Origin of the sequence: Flavobacterium soyae (assembly GCF_021245985.1) — a bacterium.
Taxonomy (GTDB): domain Bacteria; phylum Bacteroidota; class Bacteroidia; order Flavobacteriales; family Flavobacteriaceae; genus Flavobacterium; species Flavobacterium soyae.
Map to the genome: position 1 here is coordinate 45,396 of NZ_JAJQXA010000002.1, position 21,436 is coordinate 66,831.

Annotated in this window: 19 protein-coding genes; 7 read left to right on the forward strand and 12 right to left on the reverse strand. The window is 31.9% G+C overall.

Features of this window, described 5'->3' with window-relative positions; translation table 11 throughout:
* Nucleotides 1–59: 59 nt before the first annotated feature.
* The 6 genes from LUU93_RS02645 to LUU93_RS02670 form a co-directional block, all read right to left on the reverse strand.
* Nucleotides 60–1,889 (reverse strand): BamA/TamA family outer membrane protein, encoded by a 1,830-nt coding sequence (locus LUU93_RS02645; protein ID WP_232677922.1) that lies wholly within the window; start codon nucleotides 1,887–1,889, stop codon nucleotides 60–62.
* 311 nt (nucleotides 1,890–2,200) lie between these two features.
* The gene (locus LUU93_RS02650) at nucleotides 2,201–2,731 is read right to left on the reverse strand and encodes a mechanosensitive ion channel domain-containing protein (RefSeq protein WP_232677925.1); all 531 of its coding nucleotides are present in this window, start codon (nucleotides 2,729–2,731) and stop codon (nucleotides 2,201–2,203) included.
* A gap of 10 nt (nucleotides 2,732–2,741) precedes the next feature.
* Nucleotides 2,742–3,326, reverse strand: coding sequence for a Maf-like protein (locus LUU93_RS02655; protein ID WP_232677928.1), 585 nt, complete (start codon nucleotides 3,324–3,326; stop codon nucleotides 2,742–2,744).
* Nucleotides 3,319–4,254 carry a geranylgeranylglycerol-phosphate geranylgeranyltransferase gene (locus LUU93_RS02660; RefSeq protein ID WP_232677929.1) on the reverse strand — a complete coding sequence of 312 codons (936 nt, stop codon included), beginning with the start codon at nucleotides 4,252–4,254 and terminating at the stop codon, nucleotides 3,319–3,321. Before LUU93_RS02660 ends, LUU93_RS02655 begins: the two co-directional genes overlap by 8 nt.
* Nucleotides 4,255–4,415: 161 nt before the next feature.
* Entirely contained in the window at nucleotides 4,416–4,943 is a 528-nt protein-coding gene (locus LUU93_RS02665; protein ID WP_232677930.1) for a KdsC family phosphatase, read from the reverse strand.
* Nucleotides 4,927–5,688, reverse strand: a complete 762-nt coding sequence (locus tag LUU93_RS02670) for a Rossmann-like and DUF2520 domain-containing protein (RefSeq protein WP_232677931.1) — start codon at nucleotides 5,686–5,688, stop codon at nucleotides 4,927–4,929. The genes LUU93_RS02665 and LUU93_RS02670 overlap by 17 nt, the downstream gene beginning before the upstream one ends.
* Nucleotides 5,689–5,974: 286 nt before the next feature.
* Here LUU93_RS02670 and LUU93_RS02675 point away from each other — a divergent pair, with 286 nt between their 5' ends.
* A complete protein-coding gene (locus LUU93_RS02675) occupies nucleotides 5,975–9,181 on the forward strand; it encodes a cytochrome c biogenesis protein CcsA (protein ID WP_232677939.1) in 3,207 nt (1,068 codons plus the stop codon).
* Nucleotides 9,182–9,523: 342 nt separating this feature from the next.
* On the opposite strand, the gene LUU93_RS02680 is transcribed toward LUU93_RS02675, so the two are convergent.
* The 4 genes from LUU93_RS02680 to LUU93_RS02695 form a co-directional block, all read right to left on the reverse strand.
* The gene (locus LUU93_RS02680) at nucleotides 9,524–10,255 is read right to left on the reverse strand and encodes a DUF3667 domain-containing protein (RefSeq protein WP_232677942.1); all 732 of its coding nucleotides are present in this window, start codon (nucleotides 10,253–10,255) and stop codon (nucleotides 9,524–9,526) included.
* A 10-nt stretch (nucleotides 10,256–10,265) separates the two neighbouring features.
* Nucleotides 10,266–10,649: a DoxX family protein gene (locus LUU93_RS02685; protein ID WP_232677944.1), complete on the reverse strand. Its 384-nt coding sequence runs from the start codon at nucleotides 10,647–10,649 to the stop codon at nucleotides 10,266–10,268.
* 89 nt (nucleotides 10,650–10,738) lie between these two features.
* Nucleotides 10,739–11,527, reverse strand: a complete 789-nt coding sequence (locus LUU93_RS02690) for an anti-sigma factor (RefSeq protein ID WP_232677947.1) — start codon at nucleotides 11,525–11,527, stop codon at nucleotides 10,739–10,741.
* On the reverse strand, nucleotides 11,527–12,057 hold the full coding sequence (locus tag LUU93_RS02695) for an RNA polymerase sigma factor (RefSeq protein WP_232677949.1): 531 nt from the start codon (nucleotides 12,055–12,057) through the stop codon (nucleotides 11,527–11,529). Before LUU93_RS02695 ends, LUU93_RS02690 begins: the two co-directional genes overlap by 1 nt.
* A 734-nt stretch (nucleotides 12,058–12,791) precedes the next feature.
* Here LUU93_RS02695 and LUU93_RS02700 point away from each other — a divergent pair.
* Nucleotides 12,792–13,379 carry a glutathione peroxidase gene (locus LUU93_RS02700; RefSeq protein WP_232677952.1) on the forward strand — a complete coding sequence of 196 codons (588 nt, stop codon included), beginning with the start codon at nucleotides 12,792–12,794 and terminating at the stop codon, nucleotides 13,377–13,379.
* Between the two features lie 269 nt (nucleotides 13,380–13,648).
* Here LUU93_RS02700 and LUU93_RS02705 read toward each other — a convergent pair whose 3' ends face one another.
* Both LUU93_RS02705 and LUU93_RS02710 read right to left on the reverse strand, forming a co-directional pair.
* Nucleotides 13,649–14,146: a GNAT family N-acetyltransferase gene (locus LUU93_RS02705; RefSeq protein WP_232677954.1), complete on the reverse strand. Its 498-nt coding sequence runs from the start codon at nucleotides 14,144–14,146 to the stop codon at nucleotides 13,649–13,651.
* 83 nt (nucleotides 14,147–14,229) lie between these two features.
* Complete coding sequence (locus tag LUU93_RS02710) at nucleotides 14,230–15,405, reverse strand: thioredoxin family protein (protein WP_232677957.1); 1,176 nt, start codon at nucleotides 15,403–15,405, stop codon at nucleotides 14,230–14,232.
* Between the two features lie 176 nt (nucleotides 15,406–15,581).
* Between LUU93_RS02710 and menD the strand changes: the two genes are divergently transcribed.
* The 5 genes from menD to menA all read left to right on the forward strand — a co-directional run bounded on the left by menD (nucleotide 15,582) and on the right by menA (nucleotide 21,410).
* Nucleotides 15,582–17,246, forward strand: coding sequence for a 2-succinyl-5-enolpyruvyl-6-hydroxy-3-cyclohexene-1-carboxylic-acid synthase (gene menD, locus LUU93_RS02715; RefSeq protein WP_232677960.1), 1,665 nt, complete (start codon nucleotides 15,582–15,584; stop codon nucleotides 17,244–17,246).
* Nucleotides 17,247–17,340: 94 nt separating this feature from the next.
* On the forward strand, nucleotides 17,341–17,682 hold the full coding sequence (locus tag LUU93_RS02720; RefSeq protein WP_232677964.1) for a DUF2853 family protein: 342 nt from the start codon (nucleotides 17,341–17,343) through the stop codon (nucleotides 17,680–17,682).
* A gap of 139 nt (nucleotides 17,683–17,821) precedes the next feature.
* On the forward strand, nucleotides 17,822–18,676 hold the full coding sequence (locus LUU93_RS02725) for a CvfB family protein (protein WP_232677970.1): 855 nt from the start codon (nucleotides 17,822–17,824) through the stop codon (nucleotides 18,674–18,676).
* Between the two features lie 770 nt (nucleotides 18,677–19,446).
* Nucleotides 19,447–20,280 (forward strand): 1,4-dihydroxy-2-naphthoyl-CoA synthase, encoded by an 834-nt coding sequence (locus LUU93_RS02730; protein ID WP_232677971.1) that lies wholly within the window; start codon nucleotides 19,447–19,449, stop codon nucleotides 20,278–20,280.
* A gap of 167 nt (nucleotides 20,281–20,447) precedes the next feature.
* The gene (menA, locus tag LUU93_RS02735; protein ID WP_232677972.1) at nucleotides 20,448–21,410 is read left to right on the forward strand and encodes a 1,4-dihydroxy-2-naphthoate octaprenyltransferase; all 963 of its coding nucleotides are present in this window, start codon (nucleotides 20,448–20,450) and stop codon (nucleotides 21,408–21,410) included.
* The last annotated feature ends 26 nt before the right edge of the window (nucleotides 21,411–21,436 follow it).

Sequence of the window (21,436 nt, forward strand, 5' to 3'; positions counted from 1 at the left end):
TGATTTTTAAAGAGTTTTACTAATTAAAAAAAAACTAAAAAAAATCTAATTTTTTTAAATTATCTATAATCAACAACTCGGGGTTTTGCAAGTTCAAAACTTTGTAAACCATAATCTGTTGTTTCAAACGTATTGGTTTTAAATACGTTATCGCCCTGAAAAGGAACACTTGGATAATATGACAGTGACAGTTGAAAATTACTAAAAACCAAATAGTCATTACTTATTAATAAGCCTAAAGTAATTTTTGAGTAAGGTTTGCTGTCGAACATTGCATTTTTTGGACTGCCTAAAAATGCAATGGTATAATTAAAAAACGGATTTAAACGAAATCCCCAAAGCGCATAAGGAGAATAAGTTTGTGTCTGTAAGGATAAAACGGTTTTACTGGTTCCGTATAATGCTGTGTTAAATCCCGCCAGCCCATTTCGCTCATTTATATTCAGTTCGTCTCCAATTATTTCTTCCCGATTTGCACCAATAACTACTCTCGGATTTACGAATTGTCTTAATTTCCAGGTTCCAAGATTAAAAAGTTTTGTAAAATAATTTGATTCAAACAAATAAGCGGTCTGGTAGGTTTTTGATTGATGAAAATAGGTACCGGCTTCAAAATTCATACTTAAAAAACCTAGTTTGTAATAATTTCCAAAAGAAAACTGTGCACCCGCATAAGGTCTCCAAATAGTATTTTTATATTGATATCCCAATGTGATTCCGTAAACACGCCCAATCGGAACGTCTTCAGTCTGACCATTTCTAAAAATATAATTGTCTTTTATAAATTTACGCGTGTTTAATCCAACTCCTGTTAAAAGCAGTTTTTCATCAGAATAAAAATTAGTCGGATCATGCAGTGAATCAGGAGATTCGCTGTAATTAACATTTAAAAAACGAGCAGATGTAATTAAATTTGTAATGGCTTCATTGTCGTCTTCATAGACTTTTGTGGCTTTACCAAACCATAAATCCTGAAAATTATTTTTAAAAGTCTGAGATGTGTAACTCATATCCGGGGCCTGCAAAGTATCTTTTCTAAAATTCTGCCCAACAAAAATGCCGCCAGCCCATTGGGTTAAAGGCGAATAGAAATCTCTTTCAATATCAATACTTTTAGTATAATTATTGTCTAAATCCATGTTGTAATGCAGTGTAGTACCTATATAAGTGTTTTTTATATTCGGAACAGTGTATATAACATCATTAGCATTTGCGCCGTCATCAAATCGATTGGTAAAACGATATTCCAGCTGTTGTCCTGTGCCAAAAAAATCTTTTTCTTTAAGTCCGGCAGAAACTTTGCTGCTTGATATTGCAAACCTCGGAATTGTGCTCCATGAGTCTAAAACCCTAATTGTAACATCTACAGAGTCTGAGGCCTTGCCGGCCAATTGATTTGAAATCCTAACTGCAGTAACATATCTTTGAGCACGAATTAAACGCTCAGATTCCTGAACTTTATAAGTATCATAAGGGGTGTTTCTTTTAAATAAAAGAAGATTAAAAATCGCTATTTTTTTTGTTTTAAGATGAAGCTTGTTTCCTGTTCTTTCTCCCCAGTTTCGCGGCATTGCGGTTGTATCTGTAAGCGAATGCCCAAAAGGGTCAAGCGTTACAATGTTTATTTTCCGAATGATTTTTCCATCAAAGTTTAGAGTATCAATTGGCTCAATAATTTCTCCTTTTTTATTTTTTTTTGATCTAAAAAGCAGTTTATGCAGTATTTGAGTAAACTTATTTTTATTAGAATAGTTTTTTATTTTGGTGTACATCTCTGTACTGTCTTTTTTTGGCTTATTGTCCTTTTTTGAATTATCTACCTGTGCATTAATGCTTTGAAAACAAAAGCAAAGAAAAATAAAAACAATTATTATTTTATTTAGTGACATTCAGATACTTTTAAGCTTATTTTGAAGTAGATTATTAAATTTAAGCGAAATAATACGAAGATTTTTAAAATTGTGAGATTATTTTAATTCTTCGAATTCTCCAGAAAATCTTTCAGTGTATAGATTCATCATTAGATATCTATCTGTGTCTGGGAAAATTAAATTTTGTGCTTAACAAGGTAAAACGGAAAGAAATAAAACGGCAGTTTTAAAGGTTGAATTATTTTTGGAGAATTTATAATTGATTGAACAAATATTATAACGCATTGGCTTTTTAGTTATACTTTATAAAATCTCCATTCAAAAAAAAATTAATCAAAAAATTCTTTTTCTTCGTACTGTGCCGGCATGATCGAAATTCCCTTTTGCAGCAGCAGATTATTAGGAAAAATAATTTTTTCACCTTCTTTTGTTCTCAAACTAATATGAAAGGTATTTATGTCTTCTATTTCAGCTTCTATAGGGAAATCTTTATCGTGAATTTTTATTGTATCGCCAATTCTGAAAGGAAATGAAAAAAACAAAATCATGCCCGAAGTAATATTGCTCAAAATCGACCATTGCGCAAACATGGCAACGCCAATAACGGTTGTAATTGATGAAACGGTTATAAAGATATCCTCTGTATTAACTCCCCAAATCACAATTAAACTTAGAGCTACCAAAATATTCATTAAAATATGAATGTATTTAATAACCAAATTAGTACGATGTTCTAATAAGTGACTTGTAGACGCAAAACGTCGGATTAATTTGGCAACAATCATTCTTAAAGCAATTAAAGCAATAAGAAGAATTAAGGTTGCTAATATTTCCTGTGTATATTCTTTAAAAGAAAACATAAATAAAATTTTACACTAAAGTACTCAAATATTCGTAAACTTTAGCTGTAGGAAGTCCCATAACATTGGTATAAGAACCTTCTACTTTTGTAACTGCCATAAAACCAAACCATTCCTGAATACCATAAGCACCGGCTTTATCATAAGGTTTATAATTTTCTATATAATATAAAATAGCTTCATCAGATAAATCTTTGAAAGTAACTTTTGTAATATCATGCAAAAGGGTAGAAGCTGCATTGGTTTGAAAACAAACAGATGTAATAACTTCATGCGTTGTATTCGACATTGATTTGATCATTTCAAAAGCATCTTCGGCATTTTTTGGTTTCCCTAAAGCTTTATTCTGATGCCATACAATTGTGTCGCTTGTAACTAATATTTCATTTTCATTTAATTCCCCTTCAAATGCATCTGCTTTTAATTTTGCCAGAAAATCAGTTATTTCGACAGCTTTTAATTCAGGAGGATAAATTTCTTCAACATCTTTTAAGCGAATTTCTACATCAAGATCTAAATCCTTAAAAAACTGCTGTCTGCGCGGCGACCCCGATGCCAGGATAATTTTATATTTTTTAAGTTTTTCTTTAAGCATGGTTTTGAAGGTATTGGTGATTTAAGCTGATTATCAGGATTGATAAAATTCCGAAGAATAAAATCAATTTTAAAACGGTGCTTAAATGGTGAAAATCATTTTTTGTTTTGGCGCTGAATATCTTTACGATAAAATACAATAAAGGTGCTAAAACAAAAGCAAACGTATAAAACGTTACTATTAAAAGATTATTTTCAAAGAAGTATTTATTAATGTAAAGCAGACATAAAATAAACGGAATTATAGCAAATCCCAATGCAATTTTCGAAGCCCGGCCTTTTCCAATAGCAATTGGTAAAGTATTCATTCCTTGATTGTAATCTCCGTCCATATCTTCAATATCTTTAACTATTTCACGCACAAAATTTATCATAAATGCAAAAAGGGCATAATCTGTCAAAATAGAAAAAAAACTTGCCATTTGTGCTTTATTCTCTAAAGTTGTTGCCGGAAAAAGATCAAAAACACCAATTATCAATACGCTTACGGCAAGTAAAGCCGCCACTACAAAATTCCCTAAAATCATAATTGATTTTAATGTCGTGGCATAAAAATAAAGAAGTGAAGCAATCAGAATAAAAAGTGAGGCAAATGTCGGCCTTAAAATAATATTAGCCAGAACAAAACCAACAGCCACGCCGGCAACATTAAGTCCGATATAAATATTAAATGCTGCCGTTTCTGAAACTCCTTTACCAATTACAACATCCTGAGGTTTATTAATAGTATCTGTTGCAACGTCATAAATATTATTAATGACATAACCCGCTGCAGCCAGTAAAACAGTGCTTAAAACTAAAAGTCCGTATTGCCAGTCTGCTAAAGCCAGAGGAATATCCTGCTGTTTTAAAAAAGCATAACGAAATAAAACCTGCATAAAAGCAAGCATGAGTAGATTTTTATATCGAATTAGTTTTAGGTATTTCATTTTTTTTTGAAGTTTCTAAGGTTCTAAGATGTTGAGATTCTAAGTTTTTTTTAAGCTTCTGAGTTGCTAAGGTTCTAAGATTTTTCTTTTAAAATTTTAAAGATTTAGAAAACAATCTAAAATCTAAAATCAGAAATCTAAAATCAGAAATCTAAAATTACCTAATCGTGCTGCCCATTAAAATGTTCCATCCACTTTCCTTGTACTTTCATTACTTGCTCGATAACGTCGCGTGCAGCCCCTTTTCCGCCTTTTACGTGTGAAATATAACGGCAGATATTTTTAATTTCTGGGCTTGCGTCCTGCGGACAGGCGGGTAACCCTACTAATTTCATTACATGATAATCCGGAATATCGTCGCCCATATACAAAACCTGTTCAGGCTTAATATTATAAAGATCTGTGTACTCTTTGAATGTTTCCACTTTATTTGGAGTTCCTAAATGAATATCGGTGATTCCTAAATTACGAAGTCTTACGCGAACTCCTTCATTACTTCCACCAGAAATAATACAGACATGGTAACCGCTTTCTACAGCCGCTTTCATGGCATAACCGTCACGAATATTCATCGTACGAAGAATTTCTCCTTCTGTGGTTACAAAAACTGAACTGTCTGTAAGTACGCCGTCAACATCAAAAATAAATGTTGTAATGTCGTTCATCATTTCCTTATAACTTTTTGCCATTATGCTGTATTGATTGTGTTAGTATTTTATAAATATTTTTTTGATTTTCGTTTGTGATAAAACCCAAATGCGCATTTGTTGTGACAGAATCACGGCGTTTTGCCGGACCGGTCTGAGCGTCAATTGGATCTAAAGTTTTTATTTTTTCGGCAGTTTCCTGAATTAAAGGCTTTAAAACTTCAAAAGGAACCTGATGTTCTTCACAGATTTCCTGCCCAATTTGGTACAAATGATTCGTAAAATTATTGACAAAAACGGCCGCAACGTGTAAAGCCTTTCTTTGTTCAGAACTTATGGAGAAAACAGCATTTGAAATACTTTTTGCTGCAGTTTCCAGAATTTTATAATCATTCTGATTTTTAGTTTCTAAGCAAATCGGAATTATCGAAAAATCGATTGTTTTATTTTTAGAAAATGTCTGTAACGGATAAAAAACACCTTTCTTGTTTTTTGAATCTAAAACATCAATTGAAGTAGTTCCTGAAGTATGAACAACTAATCGGTCTTTAAATGGCAGCTGACTTGAAACTTCAGAAATTGCGTTATCAGAAACTGAAATTATATATAAATCGGCGTTTTTTAAAGCTGTAAATTCAGTTACAATTTTTTCTGAATCCAGAAGATGACTCAATGCTTCCTTTTTTCTCGAAAACGCCTGTACAATTTCAACAAGCGAACTTGCAGAAAAAGCTTTTATTAAATGCTGTGCTACATTTCCGGAACCAATAATCGTTATTCGAATCATAAACGCAAAATTAACATTATTTTTTCTAAAGAAAATATGGTAAGGGGAAAGTTTGGCCACAGATGACACAGATTAAACAGATTTTTATTCTTCTTTGTCTTAAAAAATCCATAGTTGCTTAATTATAAAGGTTTAAGAATCAACTTAAATAATCCGTTTAATCTGTGTCATCTGCGGCCCATTATTCAATCCCTTATATTTGGTTTTTATTAACAAATAACATCCGCCTCAAATCAACATTTTTAAGTATTTTTGTGCCACTTTTATACAATGTAATTCCTTAAAAATGGATAAAAAAATATTCTCTTTTTTGTTTTCTACACGATTAATGGCCGTTCTTTTTTTAACATTCGCAATAGCAATGGGTGTTGGAACTTTTATTGAAAGTAAATATAATACTGATACAGCCAGAATTTTAATATATAATACCTGGTGGTTTGAAGCTATAATGTTCATTTTTATGATTAATTTCTTTGGAAATATCAAGCGTTATCAATTATTGAAAAAAGAAAAATGGGCTACTTTTTTACTTCATATAGCCTTTGTTTTTATCATTTTAGGAGCTTTTATTACACGTTATATCAGTTATGAAGGGATGATGCCAATTCGTGAAGGCGCATCAGAAAATCAGATTTATTCAGACAAAACGTTTTTAACTGTTTTTGCTGATGGCGAATATAAAGGTGAAATGAAACGAAGAGTTTTTGAAAAAAGCCTTTTACTTTCTCCTGTTACCAATAATGATTTCTCTATTTCAGGAAAATTTGACGAGACTCCGTTTGAAGTTTCATATTCAAAATATATAATGGGAGCAAAGGAAGTGGTAAAACCAGATCCTAACGGAACTTTATATCTTAAATTAGTTGAAGCGGGTGCAGGCGGTCGTGAAGAGCATTTTCTAAAAGAAGGAGAAGTTCAAAATATTCATAATGTTTTATTTGCTTTAAATAAACCTACAGAAGGCGCAATCAATATTAATACAACCGGCGAAAAATACACGATTCAAACTCCTTTTGAAGGTGAATTTATGCGAATGGCAGATCAACTGAAAGGAAAAGTTACCAAAGATAACGTTCAGCCATTAATGATGCGTTCTTTATATAGTATTGGAGATATTAGAATTGTTTTTCCAGATCCTGCAATGAAAGGAAAAGTGGATTATGAATCGAGTAACGATTTCAAAGCAAAATCTCATACTGATGCCTTAGTTGTAAAAGTAAAAGCAGAAGGACAGGAAAAAGAAGTAATGGTGATGGGCTCTAAAGGAAGTGTTGGAGAACCAAAAACAGTAAAAATTGGTAAAATCGAGTATTCTATATTTTACGGAAGTAAAGCGTATGTTTTGCCTTTTAGAGTTAAACTGAATGACTTTATTGCAACGAAATATCCGGGAACAGAAAAAAGTTATTCTGCTTTTGAAAGTAAAGTTACCGTTCAGGATTCTACAGAAACTTTTGATGCCGATATTTATATGAACCACGTTTTAGATCATAAAGGATATCGTTTCTTTCAATCTTCATTTGATCCAGACGAAAAAGGAACCGTTTTATCTGTAAACCACGATTTTTGGGGAACTTCTATCACGTATTTAGGATATTTTATGCTGTTTTTTGGTTTAATGGCTATTATGTTTACAAAACATTCTCGTTTTGCTGACTTAAAACGTAAACTGGAAAATGTGAAAAAGAAAAAAGAAAAACTAATTACCATTTTAGTTTTAATGATTAGTTTGAGCGGTTTCGCACAGCAAAATCCTCATGTACATTCGCATGAGCATGGCCATAATCATACTGAAGATCCAAACGATCACGCAAATCACGTTACTGCTCCGCCAAGTCAAAAACAATTAGATTCGTTGTTGACGATTTATAAAGCTCCAGAGACACATGCTGCAAAATTTGGCCGTTTGATTATTCAGGATGCCGGCGGACGTATGAAGCCTATTAATACGTTTTCATCTGAATTACTTCGAAAAGTAAGTCACGCTGATACTTACAACGGAATGAACTCTGATCAGGTATTTTTGTCAATGACACAATACGCTCAGGTTTGGATTCAGATTCCGCTTATTTATATTAAATCAGGAAACGACAGTATTCGTAAGATTATTGGTGTTGATAAAGAGGCAAAATTTGCTCCGTTTGTTAACTTCTTTGATCAAAACGGAAATTATAAACTTTCTCCCTATTTAGATGCAGCATATAAAGCGGCAAATCCAAATCAGTTTGAGAAAGATTTTATCGAAACAGATAAAAAAGTAAATTTAATGGAATCTGCTTTAAGCGGAAGCATCCTGAAAATTTTCCCTGTTCCAAATGACCCAAATCACAAGTGGGTTTCGTATTTAGAACGCAACAATGATGGTTTTAAAGGAATGGATTCTACTTATGTAAACCAAATTCTTCCCTTATATTTCAGCGCCTTAAATAATGGTTCTATTTCTAAAAATTGGGATACAGCCGATCAATTGGTAGAAAGTATTAACGGTTTTCAAAAGAAATTTGGAGCTAAAGTACGCCCGAGTGAGCAAAAAATTGATGCCGAAATTGCTTATAACAAATACGACGTTTTTAAAGTACTGCCGTATTGGTACATTACAGCTTCTATTTTAATGTTGATTTTTACGATCGTAAATATCTTTTTTGAGAAGAAATGGCTTCGTATAACCGTTAATGGTTTCCATATCATTATTGGGCTTTTATTTGCGCTTCATACATTAGGATTAATTGCACGCTGGTATATTTCGGGACACGCACCTTGGAGTAATGCTTATGAATCGATTGTTTATGTGGCCTGGGCAACAATGTTCTTTGGTTTGGCATTCGACAGAAAATCTAAACTTACCGTTGCTTCATCTGCCTTTGTAACGGCAATGATTTTAATGGCGGCTTACATGAACTGGATCGATCCTGAAATTGCAAATTTACAGCCGGTTCTTAATTCATATTGGTTAATGATTCACGTTGCAGTAATTGTAGCAAGTTACGGGCCTTTTGCTTTAGGAATGATTTTAGGTTTTGTAGCCTTGGTTTTGATTTTCTTTACCAATGAAAAGAATAAAGCTAAAATGAGCCTGAACGTAAAAGAGATTACATATATCAACGAAATGGCATTAACAATTGGTTTAATTATGCTTACCATTGGTAACTTCCTTGGAGGACAATGGGCAAACGAAAGCTGGGGACGTTACTGGGGATGGGACCCTAAAGAAACCTGGGCTTTAATCTCTATTATGATTTATGCTTTTGTAATTCACGCTCGTTTTGTTCCGGCTTTACGTGGAAAATGGTTCTTTAACGTAATGAGTATGTTTGGGTTTATCTCTATTTTATTTACGTATTATGGAGTAAACTTCCACTTAGTTGGTCTGCATTCTTACGCAAGCGGCGAAGCCCATTCATTAAACTGGATTTATTACAGTATGGGAACAATTGCTGCAATTGCCGCGATAACATATCCGAGTTATAAAAAGTTCTATAAAACTAAAAAGTAGTTTTTTTGATATGAAGAAAGAGGCTGTCTCAAAATGTTGAGACAGCCTCTTTCTTCATAATTATTTAATTAATCCCCTTTTGATATCCGATTTATCATTCCATAGGAATGTTTCGCAGGTAGAAAAAAATAAAAATAAGCCACATTTACGTTCTGTAGGAACGTTTGACAGATCAGATTATTAAAAAACAATGTCAAAAATCAAACGTTCCTACGGAACGTAAACCATTATAACAATATAATTTTTCTACCAATGAAATGTTCCTGTGGAGCAAAGAAATATGTCAATAAAAAAGAGGCTGTCTCAAAAGGACAGCTTCTTTTAATTTAGAAATAGTTCGTTTTAAAATTTGGTTATCATTAAAACTACTACAATAACGATTAGATAGAAAATAGTCAAAAATATAAGATGACTTAGAATCGACAGCAGTAATGCTTTGAGCTTGGAGATTTTATTGAAAAATTGAATATTAGTCCAGAAAATCAAAAGGACATCAATTATATATAAAATTTTAACAAACAAAGTAATTTTAGGTGTTCCGTTAAAGTATAGTAAAAACGGAAACGTAATAATATGGGCAAATAACCGCTGTGAAGCCTTAAAAGTATTGAGAACGAAAAACTCAACAAAATTGTAACCTTGTTTTTTAAAACAAATATAAGTTCCAATCGAATAAATAGGAATTGTGGCTATTGTAATCCATGAAAAATGTGTTGATGTCCATTCATTAAATTCAGAATAATTTATTCCCTCAACATTACCGCTGTAAGAATATAGGTTGATATGAAAATAATGATACATTAAACCGTATAACGTTGCTAAAACAGCAACAAGCGAAAGGGGTTTAAAATGTCTGGCACGCTTACCTTCAATAAATTCACGGATAGAATGTCCCGGCCTGCTAAATAATTGCTTTAAGGAATACAAAATTCCCTTATCAAAATGCAGTAAACCATGCTGAATATCATGCCACAAAAAATGTGCATTTATTTTATGCGTTTCGGCACTTTGACCACAATTATTACAGTAATGGCCTCTATAAACCTGTTGGCAGTTTTTGCAAGTTATTTCCATATCTATAAAGCTATTTAGAATTTAACTTAAGCCCGTTTGGATACATTATTGCTAATAGAACACAAATCAATAAAAAATTGTATTCTACACCATTTCTTCCGCCGCCCACAACAAACCAGCCTTCCTGAAAATGAACCAAAATAATTCCCATAATCAGGATAAAAATCGTTACAAATCCTGCCGGTTTTACATATTTGTTAAACAGTAAAAGCAGGGCAGCAATAATATGTGATAGTTTAATTGACCAGGCAAGGAAAACACCAAAAGGAGCAAAGCCAATCTGGTTTAAATACAAATTTCCAAAATCATTAATCCAATTATTAAACATTCCGAAAACAGAATGTGTCAGCAGAATTACTGCAGTAGCAATTCTTAAAAGTAAAGTTCCGTTCATAACTTAGAATAGTTTTGTTTTTGATGAAATAAAAAAACGCATATTAAAAGTAATTAATATACGCTTTAAATTTATAAATATTTTAGGTTTTAAACTTTTCCTAAAGTATATAACTGCTCCATTGTAGGAGTTGGACTTCCTCCGGCCGGCTCTAAAGTAATTCCAAATGCTTCTGCCGAATCTGTCTGGTTTACAGCAAATATTTTTTGTGTATTTCCTTCAAAATTATTCAGTAAACCAATGCTTGTAGGCGTTAATACCGGACTTAATTTTAAAGACCAAACCTGATAAACCTTTCCTTTTGGAGGCTTTGGCAAACCTGCAGCATCAATATAAGTCGTTTTTGTCTGCTGGTTCCAGTATACTTTTGCAAAAGATGTTGGAGAAACAGCCTGACCGCCAAGAGTTACACCAGTGTTTTTAATATCTCTAACAATGCTTAAACTTTTTTCAGTTTGTTTATTCTGCTGATCTAAAAAAGCATAATTTCTTTCTATTTTATTTTTCTCATTTCCAACAGTAGAGATTGCTTCTTTTGATTTAGTTAATTCTAAAGTTTGGTATCCAAAACCTAACAGTAATAAAACAGCCGCAGCCCAGCCCACATATTGTGTCCAGTTTGATGCAGGTTTTAAATCGACAGCTTTACCATGTTTAAGTTCTAAACGAGCTTTAATTTTTTCAAAATTTTCAACAGAGTGGAAAGGAGCGAAGCTTGACGACAGAGCAACAATAGCTCTTTCTATCGCAATTATTTCGTCGTCTATTTTCTTGTTGTTTTTTGCCAGTTCGGCTATTTCCAGATTCTCCTTTTCGGTTAATAAGCCGTAAACATAAAGTTCTAGAATTCCTGATTCAATATATTCTTGTGCTTCCATTATATTTTTAAATAATTTCTTAAATCGTTAATACAGTTTCTGTTTTGAGTTTTGATAGTTCCCAGCGGCAGCGCCAATTCTTCTGAAGCTTCTTGCTGAGTATATCCTTTGAAGAATAATAAATCAATAATTTCTATACATTTTGGTTTCAGTTTCTTTACGAACTCCTGAATTCCAATTGTATCAATTCGATTAATTAACTTACTACTGTCATCTAACAGATTTACGAAATTATCCGAGGAAAGGTTTTTTTGGTTGTTATTAAAATTTTTAGATCTCAGTACGTCAATCGAGGTGTTTCTTGCAATATTGAGGATCCAGGTGTAAAATCGGCCTTTGCTTTCGTTATAAGAATCGATGTTTTTCCAGATTTTAACAAAAACTTCCTGCAAAACATCTTCGGCTTCTTCACGATTTTTGATTAGAACATTAATGACTGAAAATAAACTTTTAGAGTACATATCGTACAAATGGGTAAAAGCTCTTTCGTCTTTTTTGTAAATTAAAACTAACAGTTCTTCTTGATTCATAGATTTGGATTTAAACTTAAACAAAAAAATATAGAACATTATTTTATAACCTGAGATAAAGATAATTCATTTTTTTTATGAAAAACAATGTTTTTTTAACAGTCTAAACCTTAAGAAAACAGAGCTTTTAGATGAAATTTAGAAAAAAAGTGCAATTTTTTTTACTTTTTTTAAATCTAAAAGTAAGCCTTTTACGTATATAACAGAAAAGTTGAAAATGGCTGTTGAAAGATTCAGAAATTAATAAAATTGAATTTTTAAAGTTAAAAATTATGAGAAGCATTGAAAAATTTAAAATCTTAATTATCGGTTTAACGACTGTTTTATCGCTAATAAATTTTAGCACCAAAGATTTTAAAAATGAAATCGATCAAAATGTATTAAGCAAAAATATTAAATAGTTGATGTCCTCGGACTTCCAGTCGAAAATCAATAAAATAATAGTAATCACACATGTTAAACGAACAGATTTTTTTCCATTATAAATGCCATTGATAATTGAATTAATGCTATTAAAATTAAATAATTTTCATTATAACCGGGGCATCAGCTATAATTTTAAATATATAAGAAACAAATAATTAATTCATGGTTTGATTTGTTTGTATGGGGGGAGGCCCGGCGTCTGATTAACGCCGGGCTTCATTTATAATTTAACTTATAATTAATAAAAATAAAAGCGGTAAAAATATTCAGCGACACAGATTTTAATTAATTTTATAAAAAAATATACAATGAAAAAAATACTATTTATAGCCTGTAGTGCCTTATTTTTATTAAGCACACAGACTCATGCTCAAACAAACACAAATAAATTATCTAAATCAGATAAAACTATGGCAAAAGAAACCATTTATCAGTTTAAAGTTGAAGATTTATCAGGTGATACTTTTGATTTTGCGTCTTTAAAAGGCAAAAAAATCCTAATCGTAAACACGGCATCAAAATGCGGATTAACTCCTCAATACAAAGATCTTGAAGCTATTTACAAACAATACAAAGACAAAGGTTTTGTAATTGTTGGTTTTCCGGCAAATAATTTTGCTTCGCAGGAACCTGGTACAAATAAAGAAATCGAAACTTTCTGCCAGCAAAATTACGGTGTAACTTTTCCTATGATGAATAAAGTTTCTGTAAAAGGCGACGATATGTGTGAGGTTTATAAATTCTTAACTCAAAAATCGAAAAATGGATTGAAGGATTCTGAAGTTGAGTGGAATTTTCAAAAATACTTAATCGACGAAAAAGGAGAATTAGTAAAAGTGATTAAACCAAAAACTTTAGTTACTGATCCAGAAGTAATCAATTGGATTAAAAGTTAGTTAGAACTATCCAGACAAAAAAATCCGCAAATTTGAATTTATCAAATTTGCGGATTTTTTTAAGGTTCAAAGCAGCAAAGAGACAGAGGGACAAAGGTTTTTCCAAAAAGTCTTGTCTCGCACAAGAAACTCGACAAAGATTGGCGATTCACTATGAGGAAATGCGAGTGCGATTTCATGTTCCTCAAAATGACAAAAAAGCGAAAAGAAAAAAAATCCTTATAAATCCGCGCCTTCGCGATAGCGAACCCGTAAAATCCGCGTGCCATTTACGCTAATATAAGCTGCATAAAAACCAAATCAAGCCAATGATCAAACTTATACCCAACTTCGCGGATTGTTCCTGATACCACAAATCCAAACTTTTCATGAAAAGCAATACTTCCTGCATTATCAGCATCAATTGCACCAATCATAACATGAAAACCCTGTTCTTTAGCCAAACGAATTAATTCTGTCAATAATTTGGAGCCAATTCCTTTTCCAATAACATTATCAACTACATAAACAGAATGTTCGACTGTGTATTGATAACCAATTTTTTCACGAAACTGGCCATAACTTCCAAAACCAACAACTTCACCATCTAAATCAGCTACAACAACAGGAAGATTTTTAGCTTTTTTATCTTCAAACCATTTTGTCTGAATTTCAAGAGTTTGAATATCATAACTATAATTTGCCGTTGTATGAAGGATAGAATGATTTACAATATCAAGAATTTTCTCTAAATCGTTTGTGGTTGCAGGTCTAAGAATAACGCTCATAGTTTTGTTGTTTTTTCCGTCACGAATTCACGAATTTTAATTGGAATAATTCGTGAATTCGTGGCTAATAATAATTTTTAAGTTTATTTAGAATTTAATTCAGTCAGTAAAGTATCAATATCTTTGGTATTCCAGCCCATTTCTTTACCAATTGCTTTGGCATCTTTAGCATATTTCAATGCCTGTTTTTTGTCTTTTATTTTATTGTAAAGCCGGGCAATGAGTAAATTTCCATCGTAAGAATCCGTTAATTCTAAAGAATGTTTTACCCAAAAAATTGATTTTTTCAAACTTTCGGTATCATTAATATGTTTCAAATAAGTCTGTCCAATGTCTTTTAAGAAACCAGCATCATTCCAAACCAATTTTTCAGTATCTTCCAAAGTTACTTTTTTGTAGAAATCCCACTTTTCAGTACGTTCAGCCAGCGTCAGATCAAATTTAAAAACAAGAGAATCCGTTTTCTGCAGTCTAATTGATTTTGCGACTTCTCTTTGTTTATAATAATTTATAGTATCCAGATTATCAACAAGCGGACGAAGTAATTCGTTTACAATACTCTCTACTTTACGGTCCACACGATTTTGCGAAGCTACTGCTGCAAATTCTTTTTGATGTTTTAAAACATATTGAAATTCTCTCGAATTAATATCAGTAACGCCATTTGCAATTACACGCCAATTGGTTTCACTTATTAATTGAGAATCTGATTGTGTTTGAAGATAAATATGGGTTGGAATCGATAATTCAGTTCTGTCTTTCCCTTTTTTCAGCGTATTCAAATAAGTAAAAAACTTGGTTGAATTACTCGGATCAGCCAGAAACTCTTTTTCTAAATAAGGAAGCTGTAATTTCGGGTTTAAAGCATAATTAGCTTCGGCCAGAAATTCTTCTTTTTTCATTTCGCCTTTTAAAGCATATAAAAGGGTTTCATCAGCATCTAAAAATAAAAATGCAGGAAGAGAAGTCGTTTTAAATTTATTTTTAAGTGCAGTTCCTTCTTCTTTCTCGATGTTTTTCCAAACGCAGATATAATTTTTATTCAAAAAATCCATCACATTTGTATCGCTGAAAACCTCTTTTTTCATTTGGCTGCAATGCGGACACCAATCTGCATACAGCATTACAAAAACCGGCTTGCCTTGTGTACTGGCATTTTCGAGAGCTGTTTTGTATGTTATTCCGTCAACAGCAAACTGATTTTGAGATTTTACGGTTTGCAGAGAAACGAAAAGAAAAAGTAAATATAAAAAACGCATAAAAGGTTAATTTTAATAAAAAAAACTGTTATACAAATATATTCCCTTTTTATAAAAACAGTATTAATATCTTCCTAATATATAAGTTAAATCAAGCACGAAGTTTGTAACTTTGTATTCGCAAAAAGAAAATTTTTATAAAATATATTTTCTTAAAAAATTATACACCATTTAGAATGATTTACCCCAAAATAGCGCTTGCACAAAGCATTATCGAGATTTGTTCAGCAAAAGGAATTCATAATATTATAATTTCTCCTGGTTCACGAAACGCACCTCTGACGATTGGTTTCGCACAAAATCCAAAATTTAAATGTTACAGTATTGCCGATGAGCGCTGTGCTGCATTCTTTGCTTTAGGAATTGCACAGCAGACAAAAAAGCCTACAGCAGTTGTCTGCACGTCAGGATCAGCATTATTGAATTATTATCCCGCTGTAGCCGAGGCATTTTACAGTCAGATTCCTTTAATTGTAATTTCTGCAGATCGTCCGCAGAGTAAAATCGATATAGGTGACGGACAAACGATTCGTCAGGAAAATGTATTTTTAAACCATTCTGTTTTTAATGCCAATTTAACAGAAGATGCATCTGCAGAAAATGATTTGAAAATTAATAAAGCTATAGAAACAGCGATTCTTCAAAAAGGGCCGGTTCATATTAATGCACCATTTGAAGAGCCATTATATGAAACGGTTTCAGAACTTTCTGTTCAACCAAAAATTACCAATCCTGAGGAAGAAACCCCATCTAAAATTATCGAAAACAGCGAAGAAACCGTTTCAATTTGGAATTCTGCAAAAAGAAAACTAATTCTTATTGGAGGAATAAACGAATCTAATTCTATAGATCAGGAAATTTTAGAAAACCTGGCCAGCGATCCATCAATTGTTGTACTTACAGAAACTACCTCAAATTTGCATCATGCGAGTTTTATTAATAGTATAGATACCTTAATTACACCATTTGACGATTCTGATTTTAAAGAGCTGGAAGCAGAGGTTTTAATCACTTTGGGTGGTATGATTGTATCAAAACGTATTAAAGCATTTTTACGAAAATACAAACCTGCACATCACTGGCATATAGATACTTTACGTGCTTATGATACATTCAATGCTTTAAGTAAACATTTTGTAATGGAGCCAAATGATTTTTTTAAAAATCTGCTTCCAAAAACAGAATTTAGAGCAAGCAATTACTTTTCAAAAATCGATAAAATTTACAGTCTGAGAAATAAAAGAAAAGAAGAATATTTAAAGAAAATTCCATTTTCAGATTTTAAAGTTTTTGAAAAAGTTATCGAATCGCTTCCCAAAAAAAGTCAGTTACAAATTAGCAACAGTTCAGCAATTCGTTATGCACAATTAATTGAAATTGATCCGTCAATTGAAGTATTTTGCAACAGAGGAACAAGCGGAATAGACGGAAGCACTTCAACAGCAGTTGGATCGGCCGTAGGCAGCGAAAAGGAAACTATTTTTATTACGGGCGATATAAGCTTTTTGTATGACAGCAATGCTTTATGGAATTCTTATATTCCTAAAAACTTCAAAATTATTATAATTAATAATGGAGGAGGAGGAATCTTTAGGATTTTGCCCGGACATGAAGAAAAACCTGTTTTCAATACTTATTTTGAAACATCTCATCAATTAACGGCAGAGCATTTAGCTAAGATGTATCAATGCAATTATTTTAAAGCCAATGATTTGGAAGAATTAAATAAAAATTTAGAAAAATTATATAATACTAATGAAGCGCCGGGAATACTTGAAGTATTTACACCGACTAAAGAAAACGATGCAATTTTAAAACAATACTTTAAAGAGCTTGTTTAAATATATTGTAAGTTAAATAGTGTTAAATATTTGTTTTAAATCATAATATTATTTAGATTTGATACATAAAATAGTAATCAATATTAAATTTATTATGAGCAAAAGAGAAGAATTAATTCAGAAGTATGCAGCAGATTTAAAAGACAAATGCGGAGTAACTCCAAATATGGATTTATTGACAAAAGTAACAATTGGCTGCGGTCCGTCGATTTACAATGATGATGCTTCAACTGTAGCAGGAAGCCAGCAGTCTGAATTAGATACAGTTAAAAATAATTTTCTGATCAAGAAATTAGGTTTACCGGCAGGCCCGGCTTTAGATGAAGCTATTCATGCTGTTTTAGAAAAATATGGCAAATCAAACAGAAATAAACACAGAGTTGTTGTTTATTATCTATTGACATTACACTTTAAGAAAGAAAGTGTTTATAAATAATAAATGTAAAAGCGTCTATAAATAAGGCGCTTTTTTCTTTTTCTATGGCTTAATCCAAAACATTTTTCATTTACCATTTCAAACTTCGTACATTTGCACCTTAGAAACTTAGCTGTTCGCAGCTTAGAACCTCATAATAATGCTTGAAATAGGAAAATACAATACACTTACTATATTGCGTGATACAAAAGTTGGTCTTTTTTTAGGAAATCCTGAAAAAGATCCAGACGGAATTCACGATGTTTTATTACCAAATAAATATGTTCCAAATGAATTTGAAATAGGCGAAGAACTTGTTGTTTTTGTTTATTTAGACCATGAACAGCGTCCGGTTGCAACTACACTTGAACCTTATATTTTATTGAATGAGTTTGCTCTTTTAAGAGTAAACTATATCAATAACGTTGGGGCTTTTATGGATTGGGGAATGGAAAAAGATATCCTGGTTCCTTTTAAAGAACAGGCACGTCCAATGGAAAAAGGAAAACGCTACCTTGTTTATCTTTATAAAGATGAAAAAACAAATCGTTTGGTCGCATCCAGCAAAACAAATCAGTTTTTGAGCAACGATCATTTAACTGTCGAGAAAGGCGAAGAAGTTGATTTAATTGTTTCGCATATTACCGAAATTGGAATTAACGTAATTATAAACGAACAGCATAAAGGACTTTTGTATAAAGACGAGGTTTATGATGATTCGATAAGAACTGGTGACAGAATGCGTGGCTATATTAAAAACATTCGTCCTGATAATAAAATTGATGTGGCATTGCAAATTCAGGGCTATCAGAGCATTGAACCAAATGCAGAGAAGATTTTAGACGAATTAAGAGCCAATAGGGGATTTTTACGCTTAAATGACAATTCGCATCCGGAAGACATAAAAACGGTTTTAAAAATGAGTAAAAAAACTTTTAAAAAGGCTGTTGGGGCTTTATATAAAGAAAAACTAATTGAAATTAAAGAAGATGGTATTTATCTTTTAAAAGATTAAGAATAAATTCCAATATTTTAAATTCCAATGTAGTACGTTATACATTGGAATTTGGAATTTAAGAAAATTACATAACAAGAAAGGCTGCTCATTACAAGCAGCCTTTCCCTTTTTATTCTAGTTTTAAAAAAAATTGTAATTAAAAAAAAACAGAAATAAAATAATTCGAATTCATCTTGAAAGTTAGCAGCTTTACGAATTTTAGAAACTACTTTCTTGATGGTATGTCTTTAAACAATTAATGCGTTTATCTCAAAAGCAAAAATTTAATTTCACGGCTAATCCATTTGGTTTAATAAAATAACTTATAGAAAGTTTTAGTTAGCATTTTTCCTCTTTTCGTAATCAATTTTATACTAATTACAAAACAATTCTAGCGTTTAACCTTAGGTGTTACTATTTCCTTTTTGAAGTTTTGACAAACGAATAAATCATTTGCTCATTCTTAACAGGTTTACTATTTAAAACCATAAAAAAATGAGCGACAAATTTTTTAAATTTTCTCAAAAAAATCATTTTTTAGGTTAATAAATCAGTGAAAGAAAATCAATCTTATATCAACAAAATAATTTGTATCTTGTTGATTTCTAGGACGTAAAATTACTCATTATTTTTTAATACCAATGTTAAAAAGTGTTATTTTTTGTACAGGAATATTAATTGTTAACATTGAAAGAAAAATATAGCCGAGACTTAAACAAAATTGAATAGGGAAAAATGTAAAAAATGGTTTATTTTTACACTATAATTTTTAAATAAAACAAACAGAAATGGATTGGATTACAGCCAGAGAATTTGAAGATATAACCTATAAAAAATGTAATGGAGTTGCCAGAATTGCTTTTAACAGACCAAATGTTAGAAATGCTTTCAGACCTAAAACAACTTCAGAATTATACCAGGCTTTTTACGATGCGCAAGAAGATACTTCAATAGGAGTAGTTTTACTTTCTGCAGAAGGACCATCAACTAAAGATGGTGTTTACTCATTTTGCAGTGGAGGCGATCAAAATGCGCGCGGACATCAGGGATATGTTGGAGAAGACGGGCAGCATCGTTTAAATATTCTTGAAGTACAGCGTTTAATTCGTTTTATGCCAAAAGTAGTTATCGCAGTAGTTCCTGGCTGGGCTGTTGGCGGCGGACATAGTTTGCATGTAGTCTGCGATATGACCCTGGCAAGTAAAGAACACGCCATTTTTAAACAGACAGATGCTGATGTGACCAGCTTTGATGGTGGTTACGGGTCTGCTTATTTGGCAAAAATGGTAGGACAGAAAAAAGCACGTGAAATTTTCTTTTTAGGAAGAAATTATTCCGCTCAGGAAGCTTTTGAAATGGGAATGGTAAATGCCGTAATTCCGCATAATGAATTAGAAGCTACTGCTTATGAATGGGCACAGGAAATTCTTCAAAAATCACCTACTTCTATAAAAATGCTGAAATTTGCCATGAACCTAACAGACGACGGAATGGTCGGGCAGCAGGTTTTTGCAGGAGAAGCAACACGTTTAGCCTACATGACCGAAGAAGCAAAAGAAGGAAGAAATGCCTTTTTAGAAAAAAGAAAACCAAACTTTGGCGAAAATAAATGGCTGCCATAAATATTTTAGATTTTAGATTGCAGATTTTAGATTTTTTTGAATCTGAAACTGATATCTAAATTCTAGATAAAAAAACAATATTATTTAGATTACAGATTTTAGATTTTTTTAAATTAAAAAGAATCCAATAATCTAAAATCTAAACTCTAAAAATCTAAAATTAAAATATGAAACATTGGATTGAAGCCGCCAGACTGCGCACATTACCTTTATCAGTTTCCGGAATTATAGTTGGAAGTATTTATGCACTTTCAAACCCAACAGAAACAATTAATACGCCAACAGAAGTTTTTAGTTGGAAAATTTTTGGTTTCGCTCTTTTAACAACACTTGGTCTTCAGGTACTTTCTAATTTTGCAAATGATTATGGCGACGGAGTAAAAGGTACAGATAATACAGATCGTATTGGTCCGCAGCGTGCCATTCAAAGTGGTGCAATTACGCCGGAAGCTATGAAAAAAGCCATAATAATTACTTCATTGCTGACTTTGTTATCGGCTATTATATTGATTTATTTTGCTTTTGGTCAGGATAATTTTGGTTATTCTATCTTTTTCTTGCTGCTGGGAATCGCTGCAATTGTTTCGGCGATTCGTTATACAGTAGGAAGTTCAGCTTATGGATACAGAGGATTTGGTGATTTATTTGTTTTCATTTTCTTCGGACTTGTAAGTACATTAGGCGTTAACTTTTTATATTCAAAAGAAGTTGATCCGCTTTTAATTCTTCCTGCAGTTTCAATTGGATTATTGAGCGTAGGTGTTTTAAACTTAAACAATATGCGCGACGAAGAATCAGACAGAAAATCAGGAAAAAATACTATTGTAGTACAAATGGGCGGAGCAAAAGCTAAAATTTATCACTTTTCATTGATTATTACGGCAATGCTTTTAGTTATAATTTTTGCCTTTTTAAGTGATTATAATTTTGATCAATATTTGTTTTTACTGGCTTATATTCCGTTAACTAAACATTTAATTACCGTTTATAAAAATCAAAATCCTAAACTGTTAGATCCGGAATTAAAAAAGCTGGCACTTAGTACATTTTTGTTATCTATATTATTGACAGTATGTATGATTTCGTTGATTTCAGACATCATTGTTAATCTTTTCTTAGGGGGAAGATAATTAGTTCAACTTTAAAAATTTTTAAG